Source organism: Filimonas effusa, from assembly GCF_004118675.1.
GTDB lineage: Bacteria > Bacteroidota > Bacteroidia > Chitinophagales > Chitinophagaceae > Filimonas > Filimonas effusa.
In genome coordinates this window covers 1,155,308-1,178,213 of the sequence record NZ_SDHZ01000001.1, presented here as the reverse complement: position 1 = coordinate 1,178,213, position 22,906 = coordinate 1,155,308, and the positions used below count along the sequence as shown (strand labels likewise).

Below are 22,906 nucleotides of genomic sequence, written 5' to 3'. Positions count from 1 at the left end.
CTCAGAATTGGAATAGGATATTACAGCCCCATGTTTTGGCTGATGGCAGGTTAAAGAAATCGATGCCGGATACACCGGGCTGGTCGTACAGGAATTGTGCAGGATCGGCTCCTTTATAAGGCGTCCATACAACAAGGTTATTCAGATACACCGAGAAGGTCATCCGGTCGTTGAACCTGTTTAGTTTTACAGTGTAACTGAGCCTGATATCCCTTATTCTCAGATAGTCTGTTCTTTGTATATAGTCTGTTGCAACGCCGGCCTCACCATAGCGTACCCAGCGGTTGTTTTCCAACGGTGCATTGGGGTCATAAAAGCTGACAGGAAGATCATTTTTATTCCCTGCCGGGTTCACCCCATCGAAAACATAACCGGTAATACCTCTGTCCCTGGCACTAACCGCAGACCGGCCGTAGTAGTCCAGTGCAGCCTGCGTACCATTCCAGGCAACGCCACCTTTCTTCCATTCCAGCGCCAGCGATAATTGCAGTGCATTCCAGCGGAAATCGTGCATCGACTTCAGTATAAAATCGGGGTTGGGGTCACCTATTACTTTGGTCGCGTTTTGTACAACCGGGAAGCCGTCGTTACCAATGATGAGCCTGCCATCGTCATCCCGTATATAGTCATTACCAACAATGGCTCCCAGCGGCTGTCCTGTTAGGAGCGCTGCGTATATATTGCTGAACCCGGCTACAGGCAACCCATTGTAACTGTCTTTTACATAGCTTACTTTATTCCTGTAGGTAACGAAACTGATAATATGTGAATGTTTAATATCCTGGTGTTGTTCGGCAGCTTCCCGTATCGTTAATGTAAGTTCCATTCCCTTTTTCCGGATACCGGCTATGTTATCCAGCAGCAGGTTATTACCACTGTGGAAGGGGTACACATCTCCCCTCGTATTCCTAACATAAAAGTTTGCCAGCAGGTTATACCTGTAATTGTAAGTGAACTCGATATTGGACGTCCATTCTCCGTGTTCTATTGGTGCCAGGCCATCGTAACGGAGCGCTTCTTTAACCGGCCGGTATCCTGCCACCTGGCTGCTTTGTAACAGTAACAGGTTAGCGGCCGACATCGACTGATTCAGCGCCGGTTCACTATTAAAGCGCCGGAAACCGCCTGTCAGCGTCATATCCAGATCTGTCATTATTCTCCTGGCTCCAAATTTCAAATTAAAAAAAGGAAGGAATGCCGCATTGACGGCGGCAGTATTTGAAGTATAGAAGCCATTGCCGAAGCTTAAACCCAGGTCGAGCGCGCCAGGATTATAGAAGGCCGATGCTGATAATAATATATCGTTGGCATCGCGGGTATATCTATAAGACAGATCGTCGGGCTGGTAATTGATCCTGGTTTGTTCGTGCGTAAAAAGGTGCCTTGCACTAACGGAACTATTGAATTTATAAAGATCGAGCCATTTTAAAAGCAGTTCCGACCTGGATGTATAATTCAATGAGGTAGCATTCCTATCGCTCGACATGCCATTGGGCCATGCTGATGCCCCGGGTTGAAATACTTCCTTGTCTTGCTGGCGTGTAGAAAGGATAGACAGCATGTTTTTAAGCTCCAGATTTCCTTGGGTATAAGCTAATGATACACTTCCTGCGTGCTGGCGCCATCGTGCGGCATTGTCATTGTTGAGCAGGAACAATGCATTGTCGGCGCTATTGCTAAAACTTCGCTGCTGTGTTGGGCTAAGCCTGTTACCCTGTTCGTTGCTAAAGGAGACAGGTGTTAACAGGCTGTTCTGGTAAACCCTGTTTAAAAAGCCAGTTCTGTTACTATTGGAGAAATTATTGCCGGAATAAGTGTAGCTTGTTTTTATGGCAATGGGTCCCAGTGGAAAGCCTATATTATTCAGAAGTGTTGTTCCCCAGTTTTTATTGTCGCGGATAAACGTGTTTTCGGTTGTTCGTTTCAGGCTAAGGTTAAAATAAAGATCCTTGTAATAGTTTTTTGAGGCATATGCATTAATGGCAGCTTCCTGTGTAAAATGTACGGCGGGGCGGAATATTCCATTGTCATAGATGAAAGCGGGTTTTCCGTTCCCCTGCCCTTTTTCAGTAAGCCTGCCATTGTTGTCAAAAGGATAAGCTGATCCATCGAACTCCAGTGAGGAAGCCGCCGGGCCGTAGCTGAAAGCTTCATTGGTTTCGGGGCCGCGCCAGGCAGTTGCGCCGTTCACATTCCTGCCCTGCACGAAATTGGATTGTAATGCCGGGAGCCTGTTGTGCGTACGCAGTTCTGTCAAAGTACGGAAAGAACCCTTAAAAACGATCTGCATAATGGGGGTATAGATCGCTTCAACAGTGCCAGTATCGGAGATCCTAAGCTTTGAAGCCTGTTGGTAACCATATACCCGGTTCAACAATTTCAAGGGTATGCGGTGGCGGGCGATAAAAGAATCCAGCTTGTTTAACGGCTTTCGTTCCTGCCGGACCATATACTGGTAGTCTTGCGAAATAATGGGTTCTACAGCCTCCTGCCGCTGCGCATTTGCCAGGCTGGGAATTATCATAAACAGGCATATCAAGTACTTCAAGGCCTTCGGTTTAAAAGTTATTGTATAGTGGATGCACCCACTGATGCAATTACATAAACGCGGGCGAAAATATTTTTCATATCAATTTACAAGCGGAAGCATATGGCCATTGGGATAAGTTTCCCACGCTGCGCCACCGGTAATGGTTTTTAAATGAAGGTTATTTACACCCTTTCGAATTAATGACAATTGTGCCATCAATTATCTCATAGCTGGCATTGAGGATCTTACAAATAGTCGTTATTTTCTCATAAAAGCTTTCGTTGCCCAGTACGGCCGTAACGGCGCAACCTGCCAAAGTTTGTTTGTCAACGATAATGGGGATGCCATACAATGCCTCCAGTTGTTCAAATACGGCCACTGCCGGTTGTGCATCGAGGTTAAGAATAGTATCGGCATCGGGTGATGCCGCATGCGGATCGGCTGCCAGTGCCTTATATACACGGTCATGCGCGATATCGTAGCTTACCTGTTGGTTGGCACTCAGCACTACCCCCTGCAGGATGCCGGATGAAGTACTTCGGTGCAGGTAATCTTCTTTTCTGAAAACAGCTACTTTTCCTGTTCTTACGATTGCACTGGAAGTAGTAATACCCGGGCTGGCTTTCACCCAGAAACTGGTACCCAATACATGTGTTACGATGCTGCTGGTATAAACAACAAAGGGATGTGAAGGATTATGTGCGATATCAAAGAAAGCATCGCCGGAAAGAAGGGCAACCCGTTGTTTCAGGCTGTCGTCATCGGCATACTGCAAGCGTGCGTTTTTTTCGAGGAGTACCCTGGAACCATCCGGCAGGGCCACACGTAACACGCTGTCCCCCGAATTTTCAAATACCAGCTTATTGTTGTAAACAGGCAGGCTCTTGTAATCTGAGGGCTCAACAGATGGTGTTAGCAGGTAGATCATTGCTGTCAGCATCAATAATAAAACAGCAGCTGCCACCCAGGTGCCTGCTCTTGACCAAATGGACGGAACATACAACGCTTCGGTTTCTTTTTCTTCGTCGAGACGGAGCATGATGGAGGCTGCCTCAGCATCAACTTCTTCGCTGCCGACAGCATGTGTATGGCTATTCAGTAACAGGACCATCGATTTGGCCACAGCCACCCATTCCAGTTTGTCGGGATTTTCGGCAATCCAGTTATGCCAGTAAAGCCCTTCTTTTTCATCCTGGTACAGGATCCATTTTTTGAAGGAGCCGTTGGCAATAAGATCGTAAACAGAGTAAACCGGGTTTTGTTGCATAGTGTATGGCAAGTGGTATATCAGACGACCATCATGGTTCCGGGCATACGCAGGGTACTGCCCTGTTCAAACAGGGTGACGCTCACCTCTCTTAATCTATCGAGCGCCAGTTTCAGGAGATTGTAAACCGACTGCCGGCTGAGTCCCATGATCTGTGCAATATTGGCTGCATCTGCCTGGAGGCAGAAGCGGAGGTAGATGATTTCCTGCTGGCGGGCCGGCAGGCAAGAGAAGGCTTTCACTATTTTACTATTCAATTCTGTCTTGTTCTCATTTTGTACCCTGTCTGATTCCGGCGATGTACCGGCGCTGGCTTCTATCGGGATAAATGAGATATCGATGACCTGTTGTTTTGAAAGCCTCGCTAATGCTGTTTGTAAACGCCGCCGCATGGCTTTCAGCAGGTAGTGTTTTACGGAGGCAGGCTGTCCTGTATTTTCACGGTTTCTCCATAAGGAAAGGAAAAGTTCCTGTATACAGTCTTTTACCAGGTTGACGTCTGTAGAAAACTTACGGCCATAATTATAAAGCAGGTTGTAATGGGTTTTCACGATATGATCCAGGGCCAGTTTATCTCCGTCGAGGAATACAGCCCAGTAATCTTCCGGGTTGGAAAACAAAACATTCATACGGCAATTTTTGGAATACAGGAATTCTCGTTATACTGCAATATAACAATTAAATGATATTAAAATAACATATCAACAGCTGTTATTTTTAGAGAAACAATTCCTGTTCGCGGGTATAATACGTTTTTCTGCCGCCGCTGCTTTTATGTTCTATTGCAGCGCCGCCGGGGCTATGCGTCTGGTGTTGGTTGTGAATCAGCAGGAAGTCCCTTACTTCTCCGCTTATAATACCGGGGTGTGATTTCCGGATCTGCTTTTCAGCAGTTTTCAGCACCTTGGGAATGGCACGGGCCAGCTTCTGTACTGCTGCAGGAGGAATTTTACCTGCAATGGAAAATGGCGAAATACGGGCTTTCCACAGTATTTCATCGGCATATGCGTTGCCAATTCCCCTTACAACTTTCTGGTTGAGCAACAACTGTTTGATCTTTGCCCGGGAGCCTGACAGTTGTTGCCGGAGATAGGCCCGTGTAAAATCTGCTGAAAGCGCATCAGGAGCCTCCGCGTGGGGTGGATTAAGAGCAGCAGTTGCCAGCCCCTGGTAGTCGCTTAAAACAAGGGCGTCGCCATCGGTAAACAATAAGGTGGCGATAGCATGTTTGGCGTTTGTTTTTTCCCCGAACAAATGCAGCTGCCCCCGCAACATAAGGTGCATACCCAGTACCGCTCCATTGCGGAATGAGAAGTGCAGCTCTTTACCCTCGCGGTACACCTGCTCCAGTTCCTGCTTTTCGAGGGCCTTTTTAAAAGCAGCAGCCGGTGTGGCGCTGCGTTTCAACTTCACTGTTATGCGTTGCAGTGTTTTCCCTGAAAGCAGCCTGGTAAGATTGCTGCTGAATACTTGTAGATCTGGTAATTCCGGCATAGCCAGAAACGCTTCATATTCTATGCCACGCCGGGAATGAGCCGGAATGATTTTATTATAAGATGGCACTGACCATAAAACGGGGCATAATTAATTCTATCCACAAATAGATAATGTTATCCCGGCACACTTCGGGCAGGGAATAGTTTTTATGTAGCTATCGCTGCCGAAGTGCAGCCAGGGTTGCAGGCTCCGGCGTATAAGCAGAATATCTATTTTTAATCATTCAGGCCATAACATCAGTTAGCGGGCCTGTTCAAAAAAGGAGGTAAATATGACCGACTTACTAAACACACAACAGGAAGAAGGCGAGGTTACGAAAAAGCTTGAAGCACACACTGCTAAACTTCCCTCTGCGCTATTCCTCACTGCATCAATTGCGGCGATGGGGGTATCGCTAACATTAAAATGTTTGGGAAGGAAACATCTAAGCTTATTTGTAGGGCAATGGGCTGCTCCGTTTTTACTCTTTGGGATCTATAATAAGATCGTGAAAACGGAAGGGCATGACTAACTAACCAATTTTCACTTAAAAAAAACTACTATGGAAACAGTAGGGAAAAACGCGTCATTTTCACGACTGGAAGAATTCTTCCGTACGATGCTGCAGGAGATATACTGGTCGGAACAGCAGTTGGCAAACGTATTGGCAACCATGCGTGACCATGCTACCAATACCGATCTGAAACGTTGTTTCAGCACACATATTGAACAAACACAAAATCATGGAAAGCTGCTGGAAGATGTTTTCAGGAAAATTAACCAGTCTGCCAATCCGGAGCCCAGTGCAGGTTTGCAGGGATTGTTTGATGAAGGGTGGCAGGTCATCGATGAAACCGAAGAAGGAACTGCACAACGAGATGTTGCATTAATCATTGCGGCACAAAAAGTAGAACACTATGAAATAGCTTGTTATGGCAGCCTTGCTACACTGGCGAGAACCATCGGCGAACCGGAAATTGCAAGTGTGTTTGAAAACATTCTTTCCGAAGAAAAAGAAACCGATCTGATATTAACAGGAATAGCTGAAGAACATATTAATTACGAAGCAAGTAAAGAGCCTGTAGCACAAGTTTAAACCTTAGTGGAATCAGGAATTTTCCGGTAGAAAGGCACCAGGCCGGGCATAAAAAAGTCCTTTAATCTTACCGGTTAAAGGACTTTTTCAAGTTATTGTTGTTTAGTTGAATATTTTGTTCAGTTCACCTGCCAGCCTGATACCAGCCTGAGCTATGCGCTTGTGAATAATTTTGATATTTTTCTTATAGTAGTCTTTGCTGATCTCTTGTCCGGAAGCCGTTTTCTTATAAATATGACTGCTCAGCTGGTAGCTTTCCCAAAGCCATTGCATGATGTCATCATTTTGCCATTTTGCGACCTGCCTTTTGGAAGCGTTATCGTAATGATCGGCCATTTGTGCCTCAGTTAGTCCTTCGTAGGAAATGAGCCTGCTGTCCCAAAGAGAATGGAGGTTAGTTCCTTCTCCGTTAAAACGCACCTGGATTGTATTGCCGCCCTTATCTTCTTTACGGGAAACATGCATGGGCTGGTGTGCGTCGCCAACAAGATGAATCACAAATCTCAATGCGTCGTGCTTCTGTGCTGCAGATGCATTGTTATTGGCCAGGGTTGCTTTGGCATCCAGGTAGGCTGTATAAATAGTGCCGTTCTGCCCTTTTACATAGGTAACAAACTTTTCGTAGTTCAACCCCAATGGCAGGTTGATGAAATGCCACTGGGCATTTTCGTTCGTTCGGTTTTCATCGGGCCAGGTAGCGGCGTTTTCTATGGCTTCGCCTTGTAAACAAGCTGTTACTGCGGCTTTAGCCTTCGGCGATAAATGCTTCTCTGCTATGAATGCTACGGTACGATGGCCTTTGGCGCCCCAGGAAAGATGAATAATACTAAAAGCAATGATTGTCAGGGATACTACATATCGGTTCATGCTGCAAAGTTAGCGACATGAACCGATATGATTTGTTGAAAATGAGGATGGCGCTGCGAAATCCGGTAAAATCTTCTAATAGCAGGTGTAAAATTAAATTTCCTGCTGTTTCTGCCTGCCGATTGCCAGACCAGATAATGTGAGGGAGATGGCATTTAAGACCCAAAAGGGGGGAATAAATGTCCAATTACACTTCGTAGTTAAAACTATTCCATTGCACTGCAGAAGAGGGTATAATTTTTTACTGCTTAGTAAAAAGCCAGTTTATGTACACACCAACTTTTAATAAAAGACATTTAACAGAATACAGCCTTTTTGGCTTATTGGCAGCTGCGCTTTACAGCATACCTATGTTCTTTTATCTTGAAAACAACAAGTATGAAAACAGTTATTACCTGTATATAGGCAACGCCTTGTTTTTCCTGGTCATATTTTATTACAACATGAAGCTGTTATATCGTCCTTATGATAAACGGAGGGCTGTTTCGATGCTGATAGCAGGTCATTTAACCACACTTGCAGGCGTTATTTTATCGGTGACAGGTGCGTTGGTAATGACGCTTTTTTTCTTTCCTGGTTTGTTTTCGACAAGAGTTCCGGACAGCATATTAAATAACGCACCGGCGAATGCAGAAACCCAACGCCCTTCCAGCTTGCTATTCCTGATCTTTATAAATGCGGTGATCTGCAATTTTGGTGCAGGGGCATTAATTTCCATCATGGTATCTTATGCTGGTAAAAAAAACCAGACAAAAGATAAGCCGGCAGACCTGGAAATTAAAATGCCGTATACCAATTCACCATCTCATCAGAAGAAAGCAAACAGATAAACTTATGAATAGTAATAATACGCCTCTTTACTTTTTGATAACCTGGCGCTGACCAATGAAGCAAGGATGACGAGTTTCCAGCGTTTGAAACGTGTAACGGGTGAGCCGGACGCAGAAATAAGGGGCATTTTATCGGGGGTACAGTCTTTAGTTATTCTCCCCAGTAAAGCCATATGGTAAGACTAATGAGCACGATTGCAGAAAGTAAGATCATACGGGTACCATGATCGCGATCGGATGTTCTATAGGCGTAGTGCCTGGTTCCGTCGGGTAATGTTTTCTTAAAGAAGCTAAGATGCCAGCCGATGATGATACCTAATAATCCGCCCAACAGGGATGAAGTATAACCGATCAGAATAAGGTACCTGGGAGCTTCTTCGGTTTTTTCAAGGTCTTTTAGCCGGTTTCGTTTCAACATTCCAATGACCTGTTGTGTTAGTTCTATTCCCCTTTCTTTCAGAATCCTGGGAGCAAGCAACTGATCTACTATGCCCCATTCATCGGGTTTAGCGACTACATCCATCAATTCTTCGTCGGTAAAGGAATAAAGATGATAATCCTTTTCAAGGCTGTCTAATATGGGTTTGTAATACTCCGCCAGCATTTCATCGGCTTTGTCAAAGTCTTCCTGCTGCAATCGTATCCTGATTTCCATGGTGGCTTCATTATAGGCATAGCTGGGATCGAAAAATTGCGTACTGTCTTCCAGTTCGTAAATGATGCCTTTGTTTTTCAACATTTCGATCAATTCTGCCGCCAATGCTTTGTCGTTGAACTTCCGGTAGGTGCTAAGTGTATTATCTCTATGACTGCCATTTGCAGGAGTAATCTCATTTGAAAGCATAAAGGTTGGGTTGGTGATGCTAATATAAACAATAATCAAAGGTTTATGCATATGTGTTATTGAAAAAATGACTCTATAACAACAAGATGAAAGCAGCGTGATCTGAAAATGTTGGTTTTTGCGTATATTCCTGTTTTTATACATTATATATTATAAAACCGGCTGAGGAGCTATTGATGTATGGAGAATTATGCAGTTATACTGGTGATATTAAGCGTGATCATCATCTTGAGCACGCTGGCGGAAAGGATAAAAGTAGCGGCCCCCATCGTGCTTATCATTGCAGGCATAGCAATTGGCTTCCTGCCTTCGATGCCGGAGATACAGATAGATTCAGAGATCATTTTCCTGCTGTTTCTGCCGCCGCTGCTGTATGACGCCGCATTTAAGATACCTGCGAAAGATTTCAGGGAAAATCTATATATCATTTCGTCATTAGCCTTCAGCCTGGTATTTGTTACTACAGCCGGCATTGCGGTTATCGCACATATCTTTATTCCGGGCATGTCGTGGCCGCTGGCTTTTATTCTTGGTGCTATCCTGGCATCTACGGATGCGGTGGCTGCACTTAGTATTACCAAAGGCCTGAAGCTTTCCAGGACGACGACGACGATACTGGAAGGTGAAAGCCTGCTTAACGATGCATCGGCACTGGTGGCTTACAGGTTTGCCCTGGCAGCGCTATCGGGTACTGCATTTGTGTTGTGGAAGGCCTCGCTGGCCTTCCTGATACTGTTGGCCGGCGGCTTTCTCATTGGTCTTGTGATAGCCAGGATACTGGCTATCGTACTTCGCGCCATACGCAGTAATGCTATTGCCGTTCTAAGCCTGATATTACTTGCTCCGTTTGTCACTTATCTTGTAGCGGAGCATTTTCATAGCTCTGGTGTTATTGCTGTAGTAACGTTGGGTTTCAATCTTTCCCGTTTAAGCGCGGAAAGGTTTCCCGATAAAATAAAAATGCAGTCCGAAACCGTCTGGGATACGATCAGCTTCCTGTTGAATGGCCTGATCTTTATTTTGATTGGCCTGGAGTTGCCTATTGTGATAAGAGAACTGGATAGCAGCCAGCTCTGGGTTTATGCGGGGTACGGACTTCTTTTAACCATTACGGCTTTACTATTACGCACACTCAGTGTTTTTGCCAACAGGCGCAAGCTGCATAAAGCATTTGAAAAACAAAAATATGCCCCTGTGAGAAGAGCTATCCCGGAATCCATATTACTTAGTTTCCAGGATAGCATGGTTATCAGCTGGTCGGGCATGCGAGGTATTATCTCCCTTGCCATTGCCATAGGTTTACCTAACAGGCTGGAAGATGGAACTGTATTTCCCATGAAAAGCGCTATTCTCTACATTACCACCGTAGTAGTGCTGATCACCATTGTAGGCCAGGGCCTGTTGCTGCCTTTAATTGCCAGGCCCAAAGATGGAGGTCGTGTTCCCAAAACTAAATCGTTTAGCAGCGTATAGGATAAGTGAACAAAGGGTAAGATCCCAGGTTTAAATGCCACTGTATGAAACATATTGTGATCATCGTTCCGCCAATGACGTCTATACTGGACGTAGCCGGTCCGCTTGAAGTGTTTACACGAACAGCGGCTTATATCAGCAGTGATATGCCTTCTATAAAACAGTCGTATGCAGCTCATGTATTGTCTGTTGACGGCGCTTCCATCGTAACGACGTCCTCAGGACTTCCTATCGTATGCGAGGGTGGGCTGTCATCCATCAACTACCCTGTAGATACTGTTTTAATTGCGGGACGAGGTTCCTATACGATTGAAATTCCTGTTAAGCTGCTGGAATGGCTGAAGAAGCGCGCCAACAAGATCCGGCGTATCGGCTCCATATGTGCCGGCGCTTTTATACTGGCGGAAGCCGGTTTGCTCAATGGACGCAGGGCCACTACCCATTGGCAGGTGTATGATAAAATGGCAAAGTTGTACCCACAGGTAAAAGTAGAAAGAGATCCCATTTATGTAAAGGATGGTAATATTTATACTTCGGCAGGCATCTCTACCGGCATAGACTTATCACTGGCCCTGGTAGAAGAAGATTTTGGCAGGGATGTAGCCGTTGCAATAGCCCGGTTGCTGGTATTATATCTTAAACGCCCCGGCAATCAATCGCAATTCAGCAATATACTGATGCACCAGGCGGTTGACTATAAGCCCATCCAGGAGATCCAGGAATGGATCATGATGCATCTGGATAAAGATCTTGGCGTAGAAGCATTAGCCGGGCAGGCGGCTATGAGCCCGCGGAACTTTGCGCGTGTATTCCTGAAAGAAACAGGTGTTACGCCTGCAAAATATGTAGAGAAAGTAAGGCTGGAAACGGCCAGGCAACAGCTGGAAGAAACCCATCTGACAATGGATGACATTGCCAGCGATTGCGGCCTTGGCAGTGCTGATAATTTGAGAAGATTGTTCCTGCGCCATTTAAAAATTACACCAAGCGAATACCGGAGAAGCTTTGCTTCCGCCCTTGTATAAAAGCTAAGCCAGTATATTGGTTGTGGCAACCCATGTCGTGATTGCAGAAAAAAAGCCTGCAATGGAAGCGGATCCTTAGCGCTTACCCTGCAGGCTGCCTGTCAACCAGTTTTAAATAATGCGGTCCGATGAAGGAAAGCAGTCATCCACTACATGAAACATGCGGTAGCGGATGTTGCTCCGGCGGACATTTACAATGCGCCAAAGTAAACTGCGGTGCGTACCATCTGGGAAACAAAAGACATTTCGTTATCGTACCAGGATGCAGTTTTTACCAGCTGCTTACCTCCTACCGTCACTATTTTAGTTTGCGTAGCATCGAAAAGTGAACCGTAGTTCATACCTATTACATCGGCAGATACAATAGGATCGCTGGTATAACCATATGATTCATTGGAAGCTGCCAGCATCGCTGCATGCACCTCCTCTACACTTACTTCTTTTTCAAGGATAGTGAACAATTCAACAAGTGATCCGGAATGCGTTGGAACCCGTTGTGATGAACCGTCGAGTTTACCGTTTAATTCAGGAACAACCAGGCCGATAGCCTTTGCAGCGCCGGTAGTATAAGGAATAATGCTGTCTGCCGCTGCTCTTGACTTACGATAGCCCAATTTAGGATCCGGGGTATCCATTAACGGCTGGGAGTTGGTGTAAGCATGAATAGTGGTCATCTGGCCTGCCACAATCCCGAAGTTATCGTTCAGCACTTTAGCCATCGGCGCCAAACAGTTTGTGGTACAGGAGGCACAGCTGATGAGGTTGTCGGTACTATCGAGCAGCTGGTGATTAACATTATAAACAATCGTTTTTACATCTTTGTCTGAAGGTGCGGAAATAATGACCTTTCCTGCTCCTGCTTCCAGATGTGCGGAAGCTTTTTCTCTTGATTCAAAAATGCCGGTACATTCCAGGACAAGATCTACCTGGTAGTGTGCCCAGGGAAGTTTACGGGGATCGCGTTCGGCGAGTACTTTAATTTCTTTTCCGTCGACAATCAGTGCCTGATCGTTATGGCTGATATCCCTTTTGAATTGTCCCTGGATGGAGTCATATTTCAGCAGGTAGGCTAACATGGAAGGGGCGCTTAAATCGTTAATAGCAACAATCTCCAACTGATCATTTCCTATCATTTCACGGAAAGCCAGACGTCCGATCCGGCCAAATCCGTTAATAGCAACTTTAATCATAACCTTTATTTTTCATCAAAGTTACCTATCGTTGCCGTTGTCTTAAATGACAATATTCCGGCAATTGCTGCCATTTGTAGAATCTATAAATCCCTGCTAATAGTATTAACTGGCACAATTTTTTACCTATAAACGTCAAAATATTCCTATGAAAATAGATGTTGATAAGCTCTGGGATAAATTTTACGACTGGCTGATCATAACCGGTCCCAAACTCATCCTGGCGATTGTTGTATTCCTGATCGGTCAATGGCTGATACGGATTATACGGAAAAGGATGACGGGCAGTATGCAGCGCAAATCACTTAACCCTTCGTTACAGCCGTTTTTAAGAAGCCTGGTTTTTGGCGTTTTGCAAATATTACTGATTCTACTCGTGATACAGGTAGCTGGTTACCCGTTAACTATTTTTGCCACCCTGGTAGGTGCATTAGGTGTTGCAGCCGGCCTGGCTTTAAGCGGCACGCTCCAGAATTTCACGAGTGGCCTATTGATACTGATCATGAAACCTTATACGGTGGGCGACAATATCATTGCGCAGGGGCAGGAAGGTACGGTAACAGATATCCGGGTGTTTTATACAACCCTAACCACTTACGATAACAGGACAGTAATCATACCCAACAGCAAACTGTCGAATGAGCTCATCATAAATCTTAGCGCAGAAGGCAAGCGCCGCCTGGATATAGAATTAAAGTTTCCCTTTACTGTCGATTTCCAGCAAGCGGAAGGCATTATCAGGAGCCTGCTTGGCAGAACAGAAGCCGTTAAAAAAGATCCGGCTCCGAGGATTGGAGTTTCGGTTATTGAGCCGGATGGTTATAAGCTGATCATCAATGCCTGGATAGAAGCACACGGCTTTCATGATGTGCGCCTGAAGCTCCAGGAAGAGATCATCGAGCATCTTAAACAGCAGGGAGTAAAACTGCCAGGGTTGTGAGTAAACAGCGGCTACCATCAAAGTGGTCTCCTATTTACGCTTCAATGTTATCACTGCTACTTCGGGCCACATGCCAATACGGCCTTTGAGACCCAGGAAGCCGAAGCCGCGGTTGACATATAAGAAGCGGCTTCCCTGCTGGTAAAGGCCTGCCCATTGTTTGTAAACATATTTGATAGGGCTCCACTTAAAGCCGAAAAGCTCAACGCCAAACTGCATACCATGTGTATGTCCTGAAAGCGTAAGGTGAATGTGCTGATGATGTCCGAGTGTTACCCCTTCCCAATGAGAAGGGTCGTGTGACATGAGGATCTTAAAAGCGTCATCGGGTACACCTGCAGTTGCTTTTTTCAGATCGCCGTATTTATGGAAGCCGCCTTTGCCCCAGTTTTCTACGCCCAGCAGCACAATAGACTGGCCGCCTTTCTGAAGTATAACAGCTTCATCGAGCAGCAGGCGGAAGCCAATCTCTCCATGAATTTGTTTCAGGCGGGCCAGGTTGGCGTCTCTTGCTTCGGTTGTTTCCCACTGAATATAATCACCGTAATCGTGGTTGCCGAGTACGGAGAACTTACCCATCGGCGCTTTCAGGCCGGAGAAAGCAGGAATCCATCTATCCATTTCAGAGGCCTGGTGGTTGACAAGGTCGCCGGTGAAAAGAATAACATCGCTATGCTGTGCGTTGACGAGGTCAAGACCTTTCTGCACACCGGCTGCATTGGTAAAGCTGCCTGAATGCACATCCGTTATCTGGGTGATGGTAAACCCATCGAATGCTTCGGGCAGATCGGGGAAAGAAATGGTTTCGCGTCTTACCCGGTAGAAATGCCTTCCACGTGTGATGCCAAATAACACTGTCAGGAACAGCACTGCGGCGATACCCAGTGTTAGCTCACTGGCCCAAACCGCTCTTGGCGGGAAGCTGCGGAACAGCCTGATGATGTCTTCGGCCAGCAGCACAGGCACCGAGAATAAACGTGGAATAAGGGCTAGTAACATTAATCCCATGAGCCAGGTGATCAATGTCTGTTGTAGTTCCGAACCACGTTTTACGAAGATAACGCTCACGATGCCACCTATCAGCAGCAGGTCTATGAGCCAATAAAGCCATACAAATGCACCTGAACTAGTAACAGTTTGTATCGCCTGGTAGAAATAAAGATCAGCGCCCAACCAGAGCAGGATGATCAAAGGGAGTCGTTTAGCCATTTATATAAAGAATGCGTAAATATTTAAAATACGGGTGAATAAAAAACAATGCCAAGGGCGTTCATCGTTAATTTAAGCTTTAACAAAAAAGTTTAGCCGTGGCATCGTACTATCATAATTTACCAAAGATTACAATGCTGTTATGTCCTCCGAAACCAAAGGTGTTGCTCATGGCAACTTTAACAGGATATTCCCGGGCTGCACCTGTGACCAGCGGCAGGCCGGCGGGAATGGCGGGGTCGAGCCGTTGGGTATTGATAGTAGGCGGTATCAGTTGTTGTGTTATAGCCATGATACAGGCAATGGCTTCTATAGCGCCGGCTGCACCCAGTAAATGACCGGTCATTGATTTGGTAGCACTTAACAGGGGCATTTTGTTATTACCGGTTACACTTTGTAATGCCCTGATCTCAGAAAGATCGCCAACAGGTGTTGAGGTGGCGTGCATATTGACATAGTCGACCTGATCTATGTTCAGCTGCGCTTCTTTTAAAGCAAGTTCCATTGCTTTGGCTGCGCCAATACCTTCCGGATGTGTAGCGGTAGTATGATAAGCATCGGCGGTCATGGAAGCGCCTTTTATTTCGGCATAGATATGTGCTCCTCTTTTTACCGCGTGTTCATATTCTTCCAATACAAGTGCGCCTGCTCCCTCTCCCATGACAAAGCCATCTCTATCCGCGTCGAAGGGACGGGATGCGGTTGCCGGGCTGTCGTTGTTTGCGGACATTGCTTTCATGGCGCAGAAGCCGCCTATAGATGCCGGCGTGACAGGCGCTTCGGATCCGCCGGTTACGATAATGGTAGCCTTGCCCAAGCGGATATAATTAAAGGCATCCATAATGGCGGAATTGGAGGTGGCGCAGGCCGATATGGTGGTGTAGTTGATACCCATAAAACCATGACAGATGGAGATCATTCCTGATGCCATATTGGGTATGAGGCGGGGAACGAAGAAAGGGCTGAAACGGGGCTGCCCGTTGCCTTGTGCATATTCGGTAACCTGTTCTTCAAAGGTTGTCATGCCGCCTTGCCCTGTACCCCAGATAACGCCTATATCGAACGGGTCCATTGAAATGGCTTTGAAGCCTGAATCTTTAATGGCTTCTGCGGCCGCTACCAGTGCATATTGCGTAAAGGGGTCGGTGCGTTTGATATCCGCTTTGTTAAGATGAGCTGTTACATCAAAATCTTTCAGTTCGCAGGCAAACCTTGTTCTGAACAGGGATGCATCGAAACGCGTAATGGTGGCAGCGCTGCTTTTGCCTGCCATCAATGCAGCGGAGAAAGTGCTGAGGTCATTCCCTATTGGCGTTAAAGCGCCCAGGCCGGTTATAACTACTCTTTTCATATTACCTATATTTTCAGAACAGACAAGTCTGTCTATTTATTGGACAAAAAAATTAAATCAATCTTGCAGCTATCTTACGGGCTTGTTTTAGCGGCTCGTTGTTTCGCTGGATGGTAGCGTTAACGATGGCGCCTTCCAGCAGCAGGAACAGTGTTTCTGTCAGCAGTTCTTTAGTCAAGGATTGTGATTCCCTGGCCGGCAGCAGGTTTACCTGTGTTGCAATAAACTGCTTCAGGTTTTCTTTATGTGTGGCGGCCTGCTGAAAAAGGACCTGGTCTGCTTTAATGGCTTCGGCGCTGATCTTCACGACGTGACAACCTCCAAATGAAGTGTTGTATTGCTTTTCGATCCAGTAGTCGAAAAAGCCGAGTAATCTTTTACGGGGTTCTTTTAATGGCGATAAGTGGACATTCAGTTCTTTGACGAACTGTTCGCTCATTTCTTCGAGATAGGCCGTCAGCAGGTCGCGTTTAGAGGAAAAATGATGATAGAGAGAGGCACGGGCGATACCTGCTTCATCAATAACCTGGTTGATGCCGGTATTATTATAACCCTGTTCGTAGAATAAACGTTTCGCCGTTTGCAGGATACGCGTCCTGGTTTCCGAGTCCTTCATAAAGCAAAGCTACGCATTAAACAGACAGGTCTGTCTATTTTCACTTTTCTTTTTGAAAGCGGTCTGTCGAGCATAAGACGGCTTTGATCGTTTCCTTTCAAAGCTGTCTTATAACGGGCAGGGTGCCCTATTGTTGCAGCTTTTTCAGCTTTTTAACGTCATTGATACTGATAGCAGGCGCTTTATTGCCCCAGCTATTCCGGATATAGTTCAGGACATCGGCAGCGTCCTGATCGCTTAGCGTTAAGGGCATCATTTCTTCGTTGTATTCAGTGCCTTTAATGGTGATCGGGCCTTTGAGTCCGTTAAAAATGATATTGATCAATCTTTTTTTATCGGATAACCTTCCTGTTTGAACAAGTGGCGGGAACCGTCCTTCCAGGCCTTGTCCTTCCGGCATGTGGCACGATATGCAGGTGGATCTATAGACGGTTTTACCTCTTTGCATGCTGGCTGACAGGCCATCCTGCTGAAAGAATGTAAAGCAGCAAAAGATACCTGTTAACAATGCCGGGATCAGAATTCTGTTTCGCATCATACCTATGTTATTATTTACTGCTGCGTTTTATTTCTTAGAGATCCTGTATAGCCTTCCCTGGTCTGTAATGGCATACAAAGCGTTGTCTGCTCCCTGTTTGAGATCCCTGAAGCGCTGGTATTCTTCGGAGAGCAATCTTTCTTCACCTACCACCTTATTGTTTTCGATCACCAGGCGGCAGATATGCATACCGCTGAGGCAGGCTATAAACAGGTTGTTGTTCCATTCCGGCATGTCTTTACCACTGTAGAATGTAATACCACTGGGAGAGATCACCGGATCCCAATAATAAACCGGTTGCTCCATTCCTTGCTTTTGCTGAATGCCCTCTCCTACTTTTGTGCCGCGGTATTCAATGCCATAGGTTATTGCCGGCCATCCATAATCTTTCCCAGCTTCGATGCGGTTCAGTTCGTCGCCGCCTCTCGGGCCAAATTCGGTTTCCCATATATCGCCGGTAGCGGGGTGAATAGCAATACCTTGTACATTACGGTGACCATAGGAATATATTTCGGGCCTGGCGTTTTGGTTGTTTGCGAAAGGGTTGCCGGGGGCAGGCTTACCATCGGCAGTGATGCGGATAACCTTACCCAATGCGGAGTTAAGTTGTTGCGCCTGCGGACGGCTAACCAGGTCGGAGCGTTCGCCTGTTGTTACCAACAGGTAACCTTCTTTTGAAAACATCACCCGGCCGCCATAATGCAATACACTGCCAAAGGCTGGCGTTGCGCGGAAAATGACAGTTACTCCTTCCAGGCTTTTTTCATCGGCAGAGAGCTTTCCTTTGGCCACAGCAGTTTGGTTGCCTGTGGCTGTTTTTTCAGAGAAAGCCCAGTACACCATTCTGTTTTCTGCAAAATGAGGATCGAGGCAAATGCCCATGAGGCCGCCTTGGCCGCCGCTATTCACCTGTGGAACACCTGCTATAGCTTCGCCTATTACACCTGCTGCGGTTACAATTCTCATATTGCCGCGTTTTTCGGTAATAAGGAAGCGGCCATCCGGCAATTGGGTGATTCCCCAGGGGCTTTGTAATGAAGACGTCAGTACCTCAAACTTATATGGTGTTTTTGTGCTTACCGCGTTAATGCGTGTTTGTCCCTGAAATGCGGGTTTATAATCGGAATTAGGACTCTTTGTTTCTACTGATTCCTGGGCTTTCAAACCAGAAGCTGCCAGGCAGAAAAAGATTCCATTCAAAAGAACGGATTTCGCCTTACTCATACATATGTGTGTTATAAGCCTAAGTTCTGAATAATTGGGAATACTGGAACCAGTTTTTGCTGAAAATCTGTGAACTTGTAAAAAAATCAGGTGATTACCCCGGGAAGCTGCTTAATGTTCCCGGTTACGGGCAATATATAATGGACCAGCTGTTCACCAATTTGCCAACTTTCAGAGTTATTACGGGGCGTTTAAAAGAAGCGGTGTTATTTGCGGACGGCGCTCATTACGGCGTCGTCTATGATATAGTAGAACTCTTTTATGTCGCTGTCGTTCAACCGCAGTTTTCCTGTGAAGCTCCGGTATTGATCTGTTTTAAACTTTTTATTTGGTTCTTTCAGGTTAACTGTAAGTACGGAAGCGGGGCCTGCTTTACCACAAAAGAAACAAGCGGCATAAGGATTTGCCGATAGCGCTACTTTAGCGCCTGAAGGATCGAATGGTACCACATAACCCTGTACTGTAACGAGTTTGCCGTTTAACGCTTTCATTCTTGTCGTAAATTTCGGAAACAGCATCGGGCCATTCACTTCTTTAACAAATTTATCTTCGAACTCAACGTCCTGCAATACATTCCAGTTGATGTAAACTGGGGCTGACACCTGGATGAAGGAGAGTAACATACAGGCAGTAAGAGATAAGAAGCGTAGTTTCATTGATCTATGATTCATGGGACAATGTTTTTGAGAGATCCATTCTGAAAGCAGTTATCGCAGGAATGAGGGAGGCAATGATCCCAACAAGTGACACTGCCAGAAGCAGCGAGGCTTCGCCGGTGGAGAACCGGAACAGCTGCCAATTGAAATGATATTCACCGGCGGTATAAGCATCCAGGAGCAACAGGCCCAGCCTGCTTAACAGCAGTCCGCCTGCAAATCCTGCCAGCGCCAGTAACCATCCTTCCGCAAGCAGCATGCTAAAGAGCTGCCATCGGCTATAGCCCAGGCTTCGCATGATGGCTATTTCATAGCGGCGATCTTTCAGGCGGTTTAGCAGGGCCACAAATACACTCAATGCTGCCATTGCGATGATAGCCGCGGCCACGTATTGCAGTACTACTACCCCTACTCCTACCAGGTTCATCAGCCGGTTTATTTCGAGTGACGGAGATACCGCCTGCATTTGAGTGGTTTCATTTATGAGCCTGGGTAATACCATAATGCCCATGGGGCTGCGGAATTTCAACAGTACGGCTGTGATTTCCTCTTCCTGTTCTTCGTGATGATCTCGATGGTGTTCGTGGGCGTGTTCATGAATGGCTCTTACGGTAGCAAGATCTGTAATTACAACATTGTCTAAAACAGTTCCTGTAGGCTGCAGTATACCGGTTACTGTATACAATTGATCTTCGTGCACGTGACCGCCTTGCCCATGCGTTCCGGCGAAGGTGCTATCGACGTCGAGGCCGGAGACGGCCGCCACATTACTGCCCAGTACGGCTTCGAGTTTTCGCCGGAATAGCCTGCCTTTCTTCAGCCTGCCATTGTATAAGCTGATATAACCACTGTCGGATCCCGTAATACTAAAACCCTGATACGTATCGCCGTATGCCAGTGGAACAGCTTTTTCAATCATAGGGTTATTCAGCACCTTTTCTACTTCAGCAGCTTTGATGTTACCTGTAGGGGCATCGGCGTGATAGACAGCTGATAACACCAGTTGCAGGGGACTTCCTTTGGCGCCTATGACCATATCTATGTTTGCCAGGCTGCCGGAGAACTTTTGTTCCAGTTGTTCATTTAAGTTCAGCAGGACTGAAATAATACCTACTCCAAATAATAACAGCACAAAGCTTAGGAGGGTTGAAAGCGGCGTATAAAGCAAGTTTCGTATGATGAGCCTGGGAATCATGAGAGATGAATGGATTTTGAAATGATCTGCTTTAAACGAAAGTCGTGTGTTACAATTACGAGGGCTGCTGCAACAGCCAGCGCCTGCTGTTGCAGCAGGCGGATCACCTGGGCAGCATTATGGTCGTCGAGGTTGCTGGTAGGTTCATCGGCAAGCAAGAGTGAAGGCCTGTTTATCAAAGCACGTGCAACGGCTGCGCGCTGCTGTTCTCCCTGGCTTAAAGTAGCTGGTGCACGATGTTTCAGATCTGCTATTCCCAGTTCCTGCATCAACCGGTTTGCATCGTTCCCGTTACTGCCATGAGCGGCCAGCCTTAAGTTATCTTTTACAGAAAGTGCTTTTATAAAATGAGCCTTCTGAAAAACAATGCCAATGTTTTCCTTTCTGAACCGGTCTGCTTTTGCGGCTTTCAGTGCTGTTAGTTCGGTTCCGTTCAGCCATATCGTTCCGGACGAAGGAGACAACAGGGAGCCCAACAAATGCAGCAAGGTAGACTTGCCAGAGCCCGACATTCCCGTGACGAGCAGCGTTTCACCTGCCGCTGCATCCAGGTCCGGATAATGTAAATGCCGTATCCCATCGTAGCTATAAGATAACGCACGCGTACTTAGCATAATGAACTTTTTTTACGGGAGCATGAAAAAATAAATGCCCTTATCATTTGCAACAATATTGCAAATGTAATAGTTTTGCAATTGCGTTGCAAATAATAGACAACAACTTTGCCGGCTCTCTTCTAATGCTTTCCTGATTTTCTAATGATTAAACTATAGTATGATGAACGCAAACGTGTATAAACCGATATGGGATAAAATAAGTATCGGCGCTTCTCTTGCCTGTACGGTGCATTGTATTTTATTGCCCTTACTATTTGGCACTTTGCCGTTACTGGGGATTGAGCTATTGGAGAACACGGCCTTAGAAATAGTTACCATCGCCATTTCAGCATTATTGGGCGGCTGGGCCATTTACAGGGGGTATTATCATTTTCACAGGAGTAAGCTGGTCATCCTATTGTTCCTTGCGGGGATAGCGGCATTAACGGCCGGCAACCTGGCAGAGCGGGAAGCTACCGAAATGGCATTCAAGTTAACGGGGGCTATCGCTCTTGTTGCAGCGCATCTTCGTAACCGCAGGAAATGCAAACGATGCTGTTAAGCTCACGCAACGCATTATTACTTGTTATCATCCTGCTGTTTATCTGTACAGGGCTTAGCTCTCCGTGTGCCTGTTCTAAGAAAAAGAACCCTGTTACAGATCCCGTTTTTCAGCCGGGAGCTACCCGCTTTGCGCGTCCTACTCATTCAAACCAATAACCACCTATATGATCAACAAATTACCTGTAACGGTATTAAGCGGCTTTCTGGGGGCCGGTAAAACCACCTTATTAAACCATGTATTACATAACAAAGAAGGGCTTCGCGTAGCAGTTATCGTTAACGATATGAGTGAAGTAAACATCGATGCACAACTGGTACGAAATGAAAACACGTTACACCGGACTGAAGAAAAGCTGGTGGAGATGAGTAATGGGTGCATCTGCTGTACGTTAAGAGAAGACCTGCTGGCAGAGGTGGAGAAGCTTGCGTTGGAGAACAGGTTTGATTACCTGCTTATTGAAAGTTCGGGGATCAGTGAGCCGTTACCGATAGCACAGACCTTTACTTACCAGGATGAAGGCAAAGGTATTGATCTGACCAGGATCAGCAGGTTAGATACGCTGGTGACGGTGGTGGATTGTTTCAATTTCATCAAAGACTTCAGCAGCATCGAGAACCTGCAGGAACGCGGCGTTACAGCGATTCCGGGCGATTACCGTACGCTAGTGAACTTACTGACAGACCAGATAGAATTTGCCAATGTTATCGTTTTAAACAAGACCGACCTGGTGAAACAGGATCAGCTGGGGATGTTAAAGGCAATGATCCATAAGTTAAATTCAGCGGCAAGAATAGTAGAAAGCTCGTTTGGCAAAGTATCGCTGCATGACATACTTCATACCGGCCTATTTGATTTTGAGACCACGAGTCAAAGTGCGGGCTGGATAGAGGAGTTGAATAAAGCTTATCATACTCCTGAGACGGAGGAATATGGTATCGGCAGTTTTGTTTTCCGCAGCCGGCGGCCGTTTCACCCTGAAAGGTTCTGGCATTATCTTAATACGGGCTGGCATACCAATGTTATCAGGAGTAAAGGCATGTTCTGGCTGGCTTCGCGTCCTTCGGATGCTCTTAATTTCAGCCAGGCCGGCGGGAGTTTACGTGCTGAAAAAGCAGGGGTATGGTGGGTAAGTATACCTGCGCAGGACAGGGCTCGTTACAGTTGGTTTGTTGAGAACCGGGAAACTATAGAGGCCAAGTGGGATAAGAGGTTTGGAGACCGTATGAATGAACTTGTTATCATAGGCCAGGATCTTGAAAAAGCAAAGCTACTTGTTGAACTGGAAGGCTGTTTATGTAATGCGGACGAGGTGGCATTAATGGAAAAAGGACACCGGTTTAAGGATGGCTTTCCTGTTTGGTAGAACAATGACGATGTAATCCGGGAGGTTTTTTGCTGCCAGTGGCGGATGTGTGGAA

General features: G+C 46.2%; 23 protein-coding genes. 8 read left to right on the top strand and 15 right to left on the bottom strand.

Features of this window, described 5'->3' with window-relative positions; translation table 11 throughout:
- Position 1: 1 nt before the first annotated feature.
- From ESB13_RS04320 to ESB13_RS04305, 4 genes are all read right to left on the bottom strand, one after another.
- On the bottom strand, positions 2–2,548 hold the full coding sequence (locus tag ESB13_RS04320) for a SusC/RagA family TonB-linked outer membrane protein (RefSeq protein ID WP_129001792.1): 2,547 nt from the start codon (positions 2,546–2,548) through the stop codon (positions 2–4).
- A 160-nt stretch (positions 2,549–2,708) separates the two neighbouring features.
- Entirely contained in the window at positions 2,709–3,797 is a 1,089-nt protein-coding gene (locus tag ESB13_RS04315; RefSeq protein ID WP_129001791.1) for a FecR family protein, read from the bottom strand.
- A 20-nt stretch (positions 3,798–3,817) separates the two neighbouring features.
- Positions 3,818–4,426: an RNA polymerase sigma factor gene (locus ESB13_RS04310; RefSeq protein WP_129001790.1), complete on the bottom strand. Its 609-nt coding sequence runs from the start codon at positions 4,424–4,426 to the stop codon at positions 3,818–3,820.
- Between the two features lie 88 nt (positions 4,427–4,514).
- The gene (locus ESB13_RS04305) at positions 4,515–5,291 is read right to left on the bottom strand and encodes an Fpg/Nei family DNA glycosylase (RefSeq protein WP_129001789.1); all 777 of its coding nucleotides are present in this window, start codon (positions 5,289–5,291) and stop codon (positions 4,515–4,517) included.
- A gap of 274 nt (positions 5,292–5,565) precedes the next feature.
- On the opposite strand from ESB13_RS04305, the gene ESB13_RS04300 reads away from it, so the two are divergent.
- Together ESB13_RS04300 and ESB13_RS04295 are read left to right on the top strand one after the other, a co-directional pair.
- Positions 5,566–5,805 (top strand): hypothetical protein, encoded by a 240-nt coding sequence (locus tag ESB13_RS04300; protein WP_129001788.1) that lies wholly within the window; start codon positions 5,566–5,568, stop codon positions 5,803–5,805.
- A 30-nt stretch (positions 5,806–5,835) separates the two neighbouring features.
- Positions 5,836–6,369, top strand: a complete 534-nt coding sequence (locus ESB13_RS04295; RefSeq protein WP_129001787.1) for a YciE/YciF ferroxidase family protein — start codon at positions 5,836–5,838, stop codon at positions 6,367–6,369.
- 102 nt (positions 6,370–6,471) lie between these two features.
- Here the strand turns inward: ESB13_RS04295 and ESB13_RS04290 are convergent, their stop codons facing one another.
- The gene (locus tag ESB13_RS04290; protein ID WP_129001786.1) at positions 6,472–7,236 is read right to left on the bottom strand and encodes a S1/P1 nuclease; all 765 of its coding nucleotides are present in this window, start codon (positions 7,234–7,236) and stop codon (positions 6,472–6,474) included.
- Between the two features lie 266 nt (positions 7,237–7,502).
- On the opposite strand from ESB13_RS04290, the gene ESB13_RS04285 reads away from it, so the two are divergent.
- Complete coding sequence (locus tag ESB13_RS04285) at positions 7,503–8,066, top strand: hypothetical protein (RefSeq protein WP_129001785.1); 564 nt, start codon at positions 7,503–7,505, stop codon at positions 8,064–8,066.
- Between the two features lie 151 nt (positions 8,067–8,217).
- Here the strand turns inward: ESB13_RS04285 and ESB13_RS04280 are convergent, their stop codons facing one another.
- Positions 8,218–8,910 (bottom strand): hypothetical protein, encoded by a 693-nt coding sequence (locus ESB13_RS04280; RefSeq protein ID WP_129001784.1) that lies wholly within the window; start codon positions 8,908–8,910, stop codon positions 8,218–8,220.
- A 180-nt stretch (positions 8,911–9,090) separates the two neighbouring features.
- Between ESB13_RS04280 and ESB13_RS04275 the strand changes: the two genes are divergently transcribed.
- Positions 9,091–10,383: a Na+/H+ antiporter gene (locus ESB13_RS04275; RefSeq protein ID WP_129001783.1), complete on the top strand. Its 1,293-nt coding sequence runs from the start codon at positions 9,091–9,093 to the stop codon at positions 10,381–10,383.
- Positions 10,384–10,427: 44 nt separating this feature from the next.
- Positions 10,428–11,408: a GlxA family transcriptional regulator gene (locus ESB13_RS04270; RefSeq protein WP_129001782.1), complete on the top strand. Its 981-nt coding sequence runs from the start codon at positions 10,428–10,430 to the stop codon at positions 11,406–11,408.
- A gap of 191 nt (positions 11,409–11,599) precedes the next feature.
- On the opposite strand, the gene gap is transcribed toward ESB13_RS04270, so the two are convergent.
- Positions 11,600–12,598 (bottom strand): type I glyceraldehyde-3-phosphate dehydrogenase, encoded by a 999-nt coding sequence (gene gap, locus ESB13_RS04265; protein WP_129001781.1) that lies wholly within the window; start codon positions 12,596–12,598, stop codon positions 11,600–11,602.
- Between the two features lie 148 nt (positions 12,599–12,746).
- On the opposite strand from gap, the gene ESB13_RS04260 reads away from it, so the two are divergent.
- Positions 12,747–13,538, top strand: a complete 792-nt coding sequence (locus ESB13_RS04260; RefSeq protein WP_220399544.1) for a mechanosensitive ion channel family protein — start codon at positions 12,747–12,749, stop codon at positions 13,536–13,538.
- 30 nt (positions 13,539–13,568) lie between these two features.
- Here the strand turns inward: ESB13_RS04260 and ESB13_RS04255 are convergent, their stop codons facing one another.
- The 8 genes from ESB13_RS04255 to ESB13_RS04220 all read right to left on the bottom strand — a co-directional run bounded on the left by ESB13_RS04255 (position 13,569) and on the right by ESB13_RS04220 (position 20,941).
- On the bottom strand, positions 13,569–14,747 hold the full coding sequence (locus ESB13_RS04255) for a metallophosphoesterase (protein ID WP_129001780.1): 1,179 nt from the start codon (positions 14,745–14,747) through the stop codon (positions 13,569–13,571).
- Between the two features lie 112 nt (positions 14,748–14,859).
- The gene (gene fabF, locus ESB13_RS04250) at positions 14,860–16,098 is read right to left on the bottom strand and encodes a beta-ketoacyl-ACP synthase II (protein WP_129001779.1); all 1,239 of its coding nucleotides are present in this window, start codon (positions 16,096–16,098) and stop codon (positions 14,860–14,862) included.
- Positions 16,099–16,150: 52 nt separating this feature from the next.
- Entirely contained in the window at positions 16,151–16,714 is a 564-nt protein-coding gene (locus tag ESB13_RS04245) for a TetR/AcrR family transcriptional regulator (RefSeq protein WP_129001778.1), read from the bottom strand.
- A 127-nt stretch (positions 16,715–16,841) separates the two neighbouring features.
- Positions 16,842–17,252: a c-type cytochrome gene (locus ESB13_RS04240; protein ID WP_129001777.1), complete on the bottom strand. Its 411-nt coding sequence runs from the start codon at positions 17,250–17,252 to the stop codon at positions 16,842–16,844.
- 27 nt (positions 17,253–17,279) lie between these two features.
- Positions 17,280–18,476, bottom strand: a complete 1,197-nt coding sequence (locus ESB13_RS04235; RefSeq protein WP_129001776.1) for a PQQ-dependent sugar dehydrogenase — start codon at positions 18,474–18,476, stop codon at positions 17,280–17,282.
- A 206-nt stretch (positions 18,477–18,682) separates the two neighbouring features.
- Positions 18,683–19,147, bottom strand: a complete 465-nt coding sequence (locus ESB13_RS04230; protein ID WP_129001775.1) for a DUF3299 domain-containing protein — start codon at positions 19,145–19,147, stop codon at positions 18,683–18,685.
- On the bottom strand, positions 19,137–20,327 hold the full coding sequence (locus tag ESB13_RS04225; protein WP_129001774.1) for an ABC transporter permease: 1,191 nt from the start codon (positions 20,325–20,327) through the stop codon (positions 19,137–19,139). Before ESB13_RS04225 ends, ESB13_RS04230 begins: the two co-directional genes overlap by 11 nt.
- Complete coding sequence (locus ESB13_RS04220) at positions 20,324–20,941, bottom strand: ABC transporter ATP-binding protein (protein WP_129001773.1); 618 nt, start codon at positions 20,939–20,941, stop codon at positions 20,324–20,326. The genes ESB13_RS04225 and ESB13_RS04220 overlap by 4 nt, the downstream gene beginning before the upstream one ends.
- A gap of 160 nt (positions 20,942–21,101) precedes the next feature.
- Here ESB13_RS04220 and ESB13_RS04215 point away from each other — a divergent pair, with 160 nt between their 5' ends.
- Positions 21,102–21,485, top strand: a complete 384-nt coding sequence (locus tag ESB13_RS04215; protein WP_129001772.1) for a MerC domain-containing protein — start codon at positions 21,102–21,104, stop codon at positions 21,483–21,485.
- A 166-nt stretch (positions 21,486–21,651) separates the two neighbouring features.
- Entirely contained in the window at positions 21,652–22,851 is a 1,200-nt protein-coding gene (locus ESB13_RS04210) for a GTP-binding protein (protein WP_129001771.1), read from the top strand.
- Positions 22,852–22,906 lie beyond the last annotated feature (55 nt).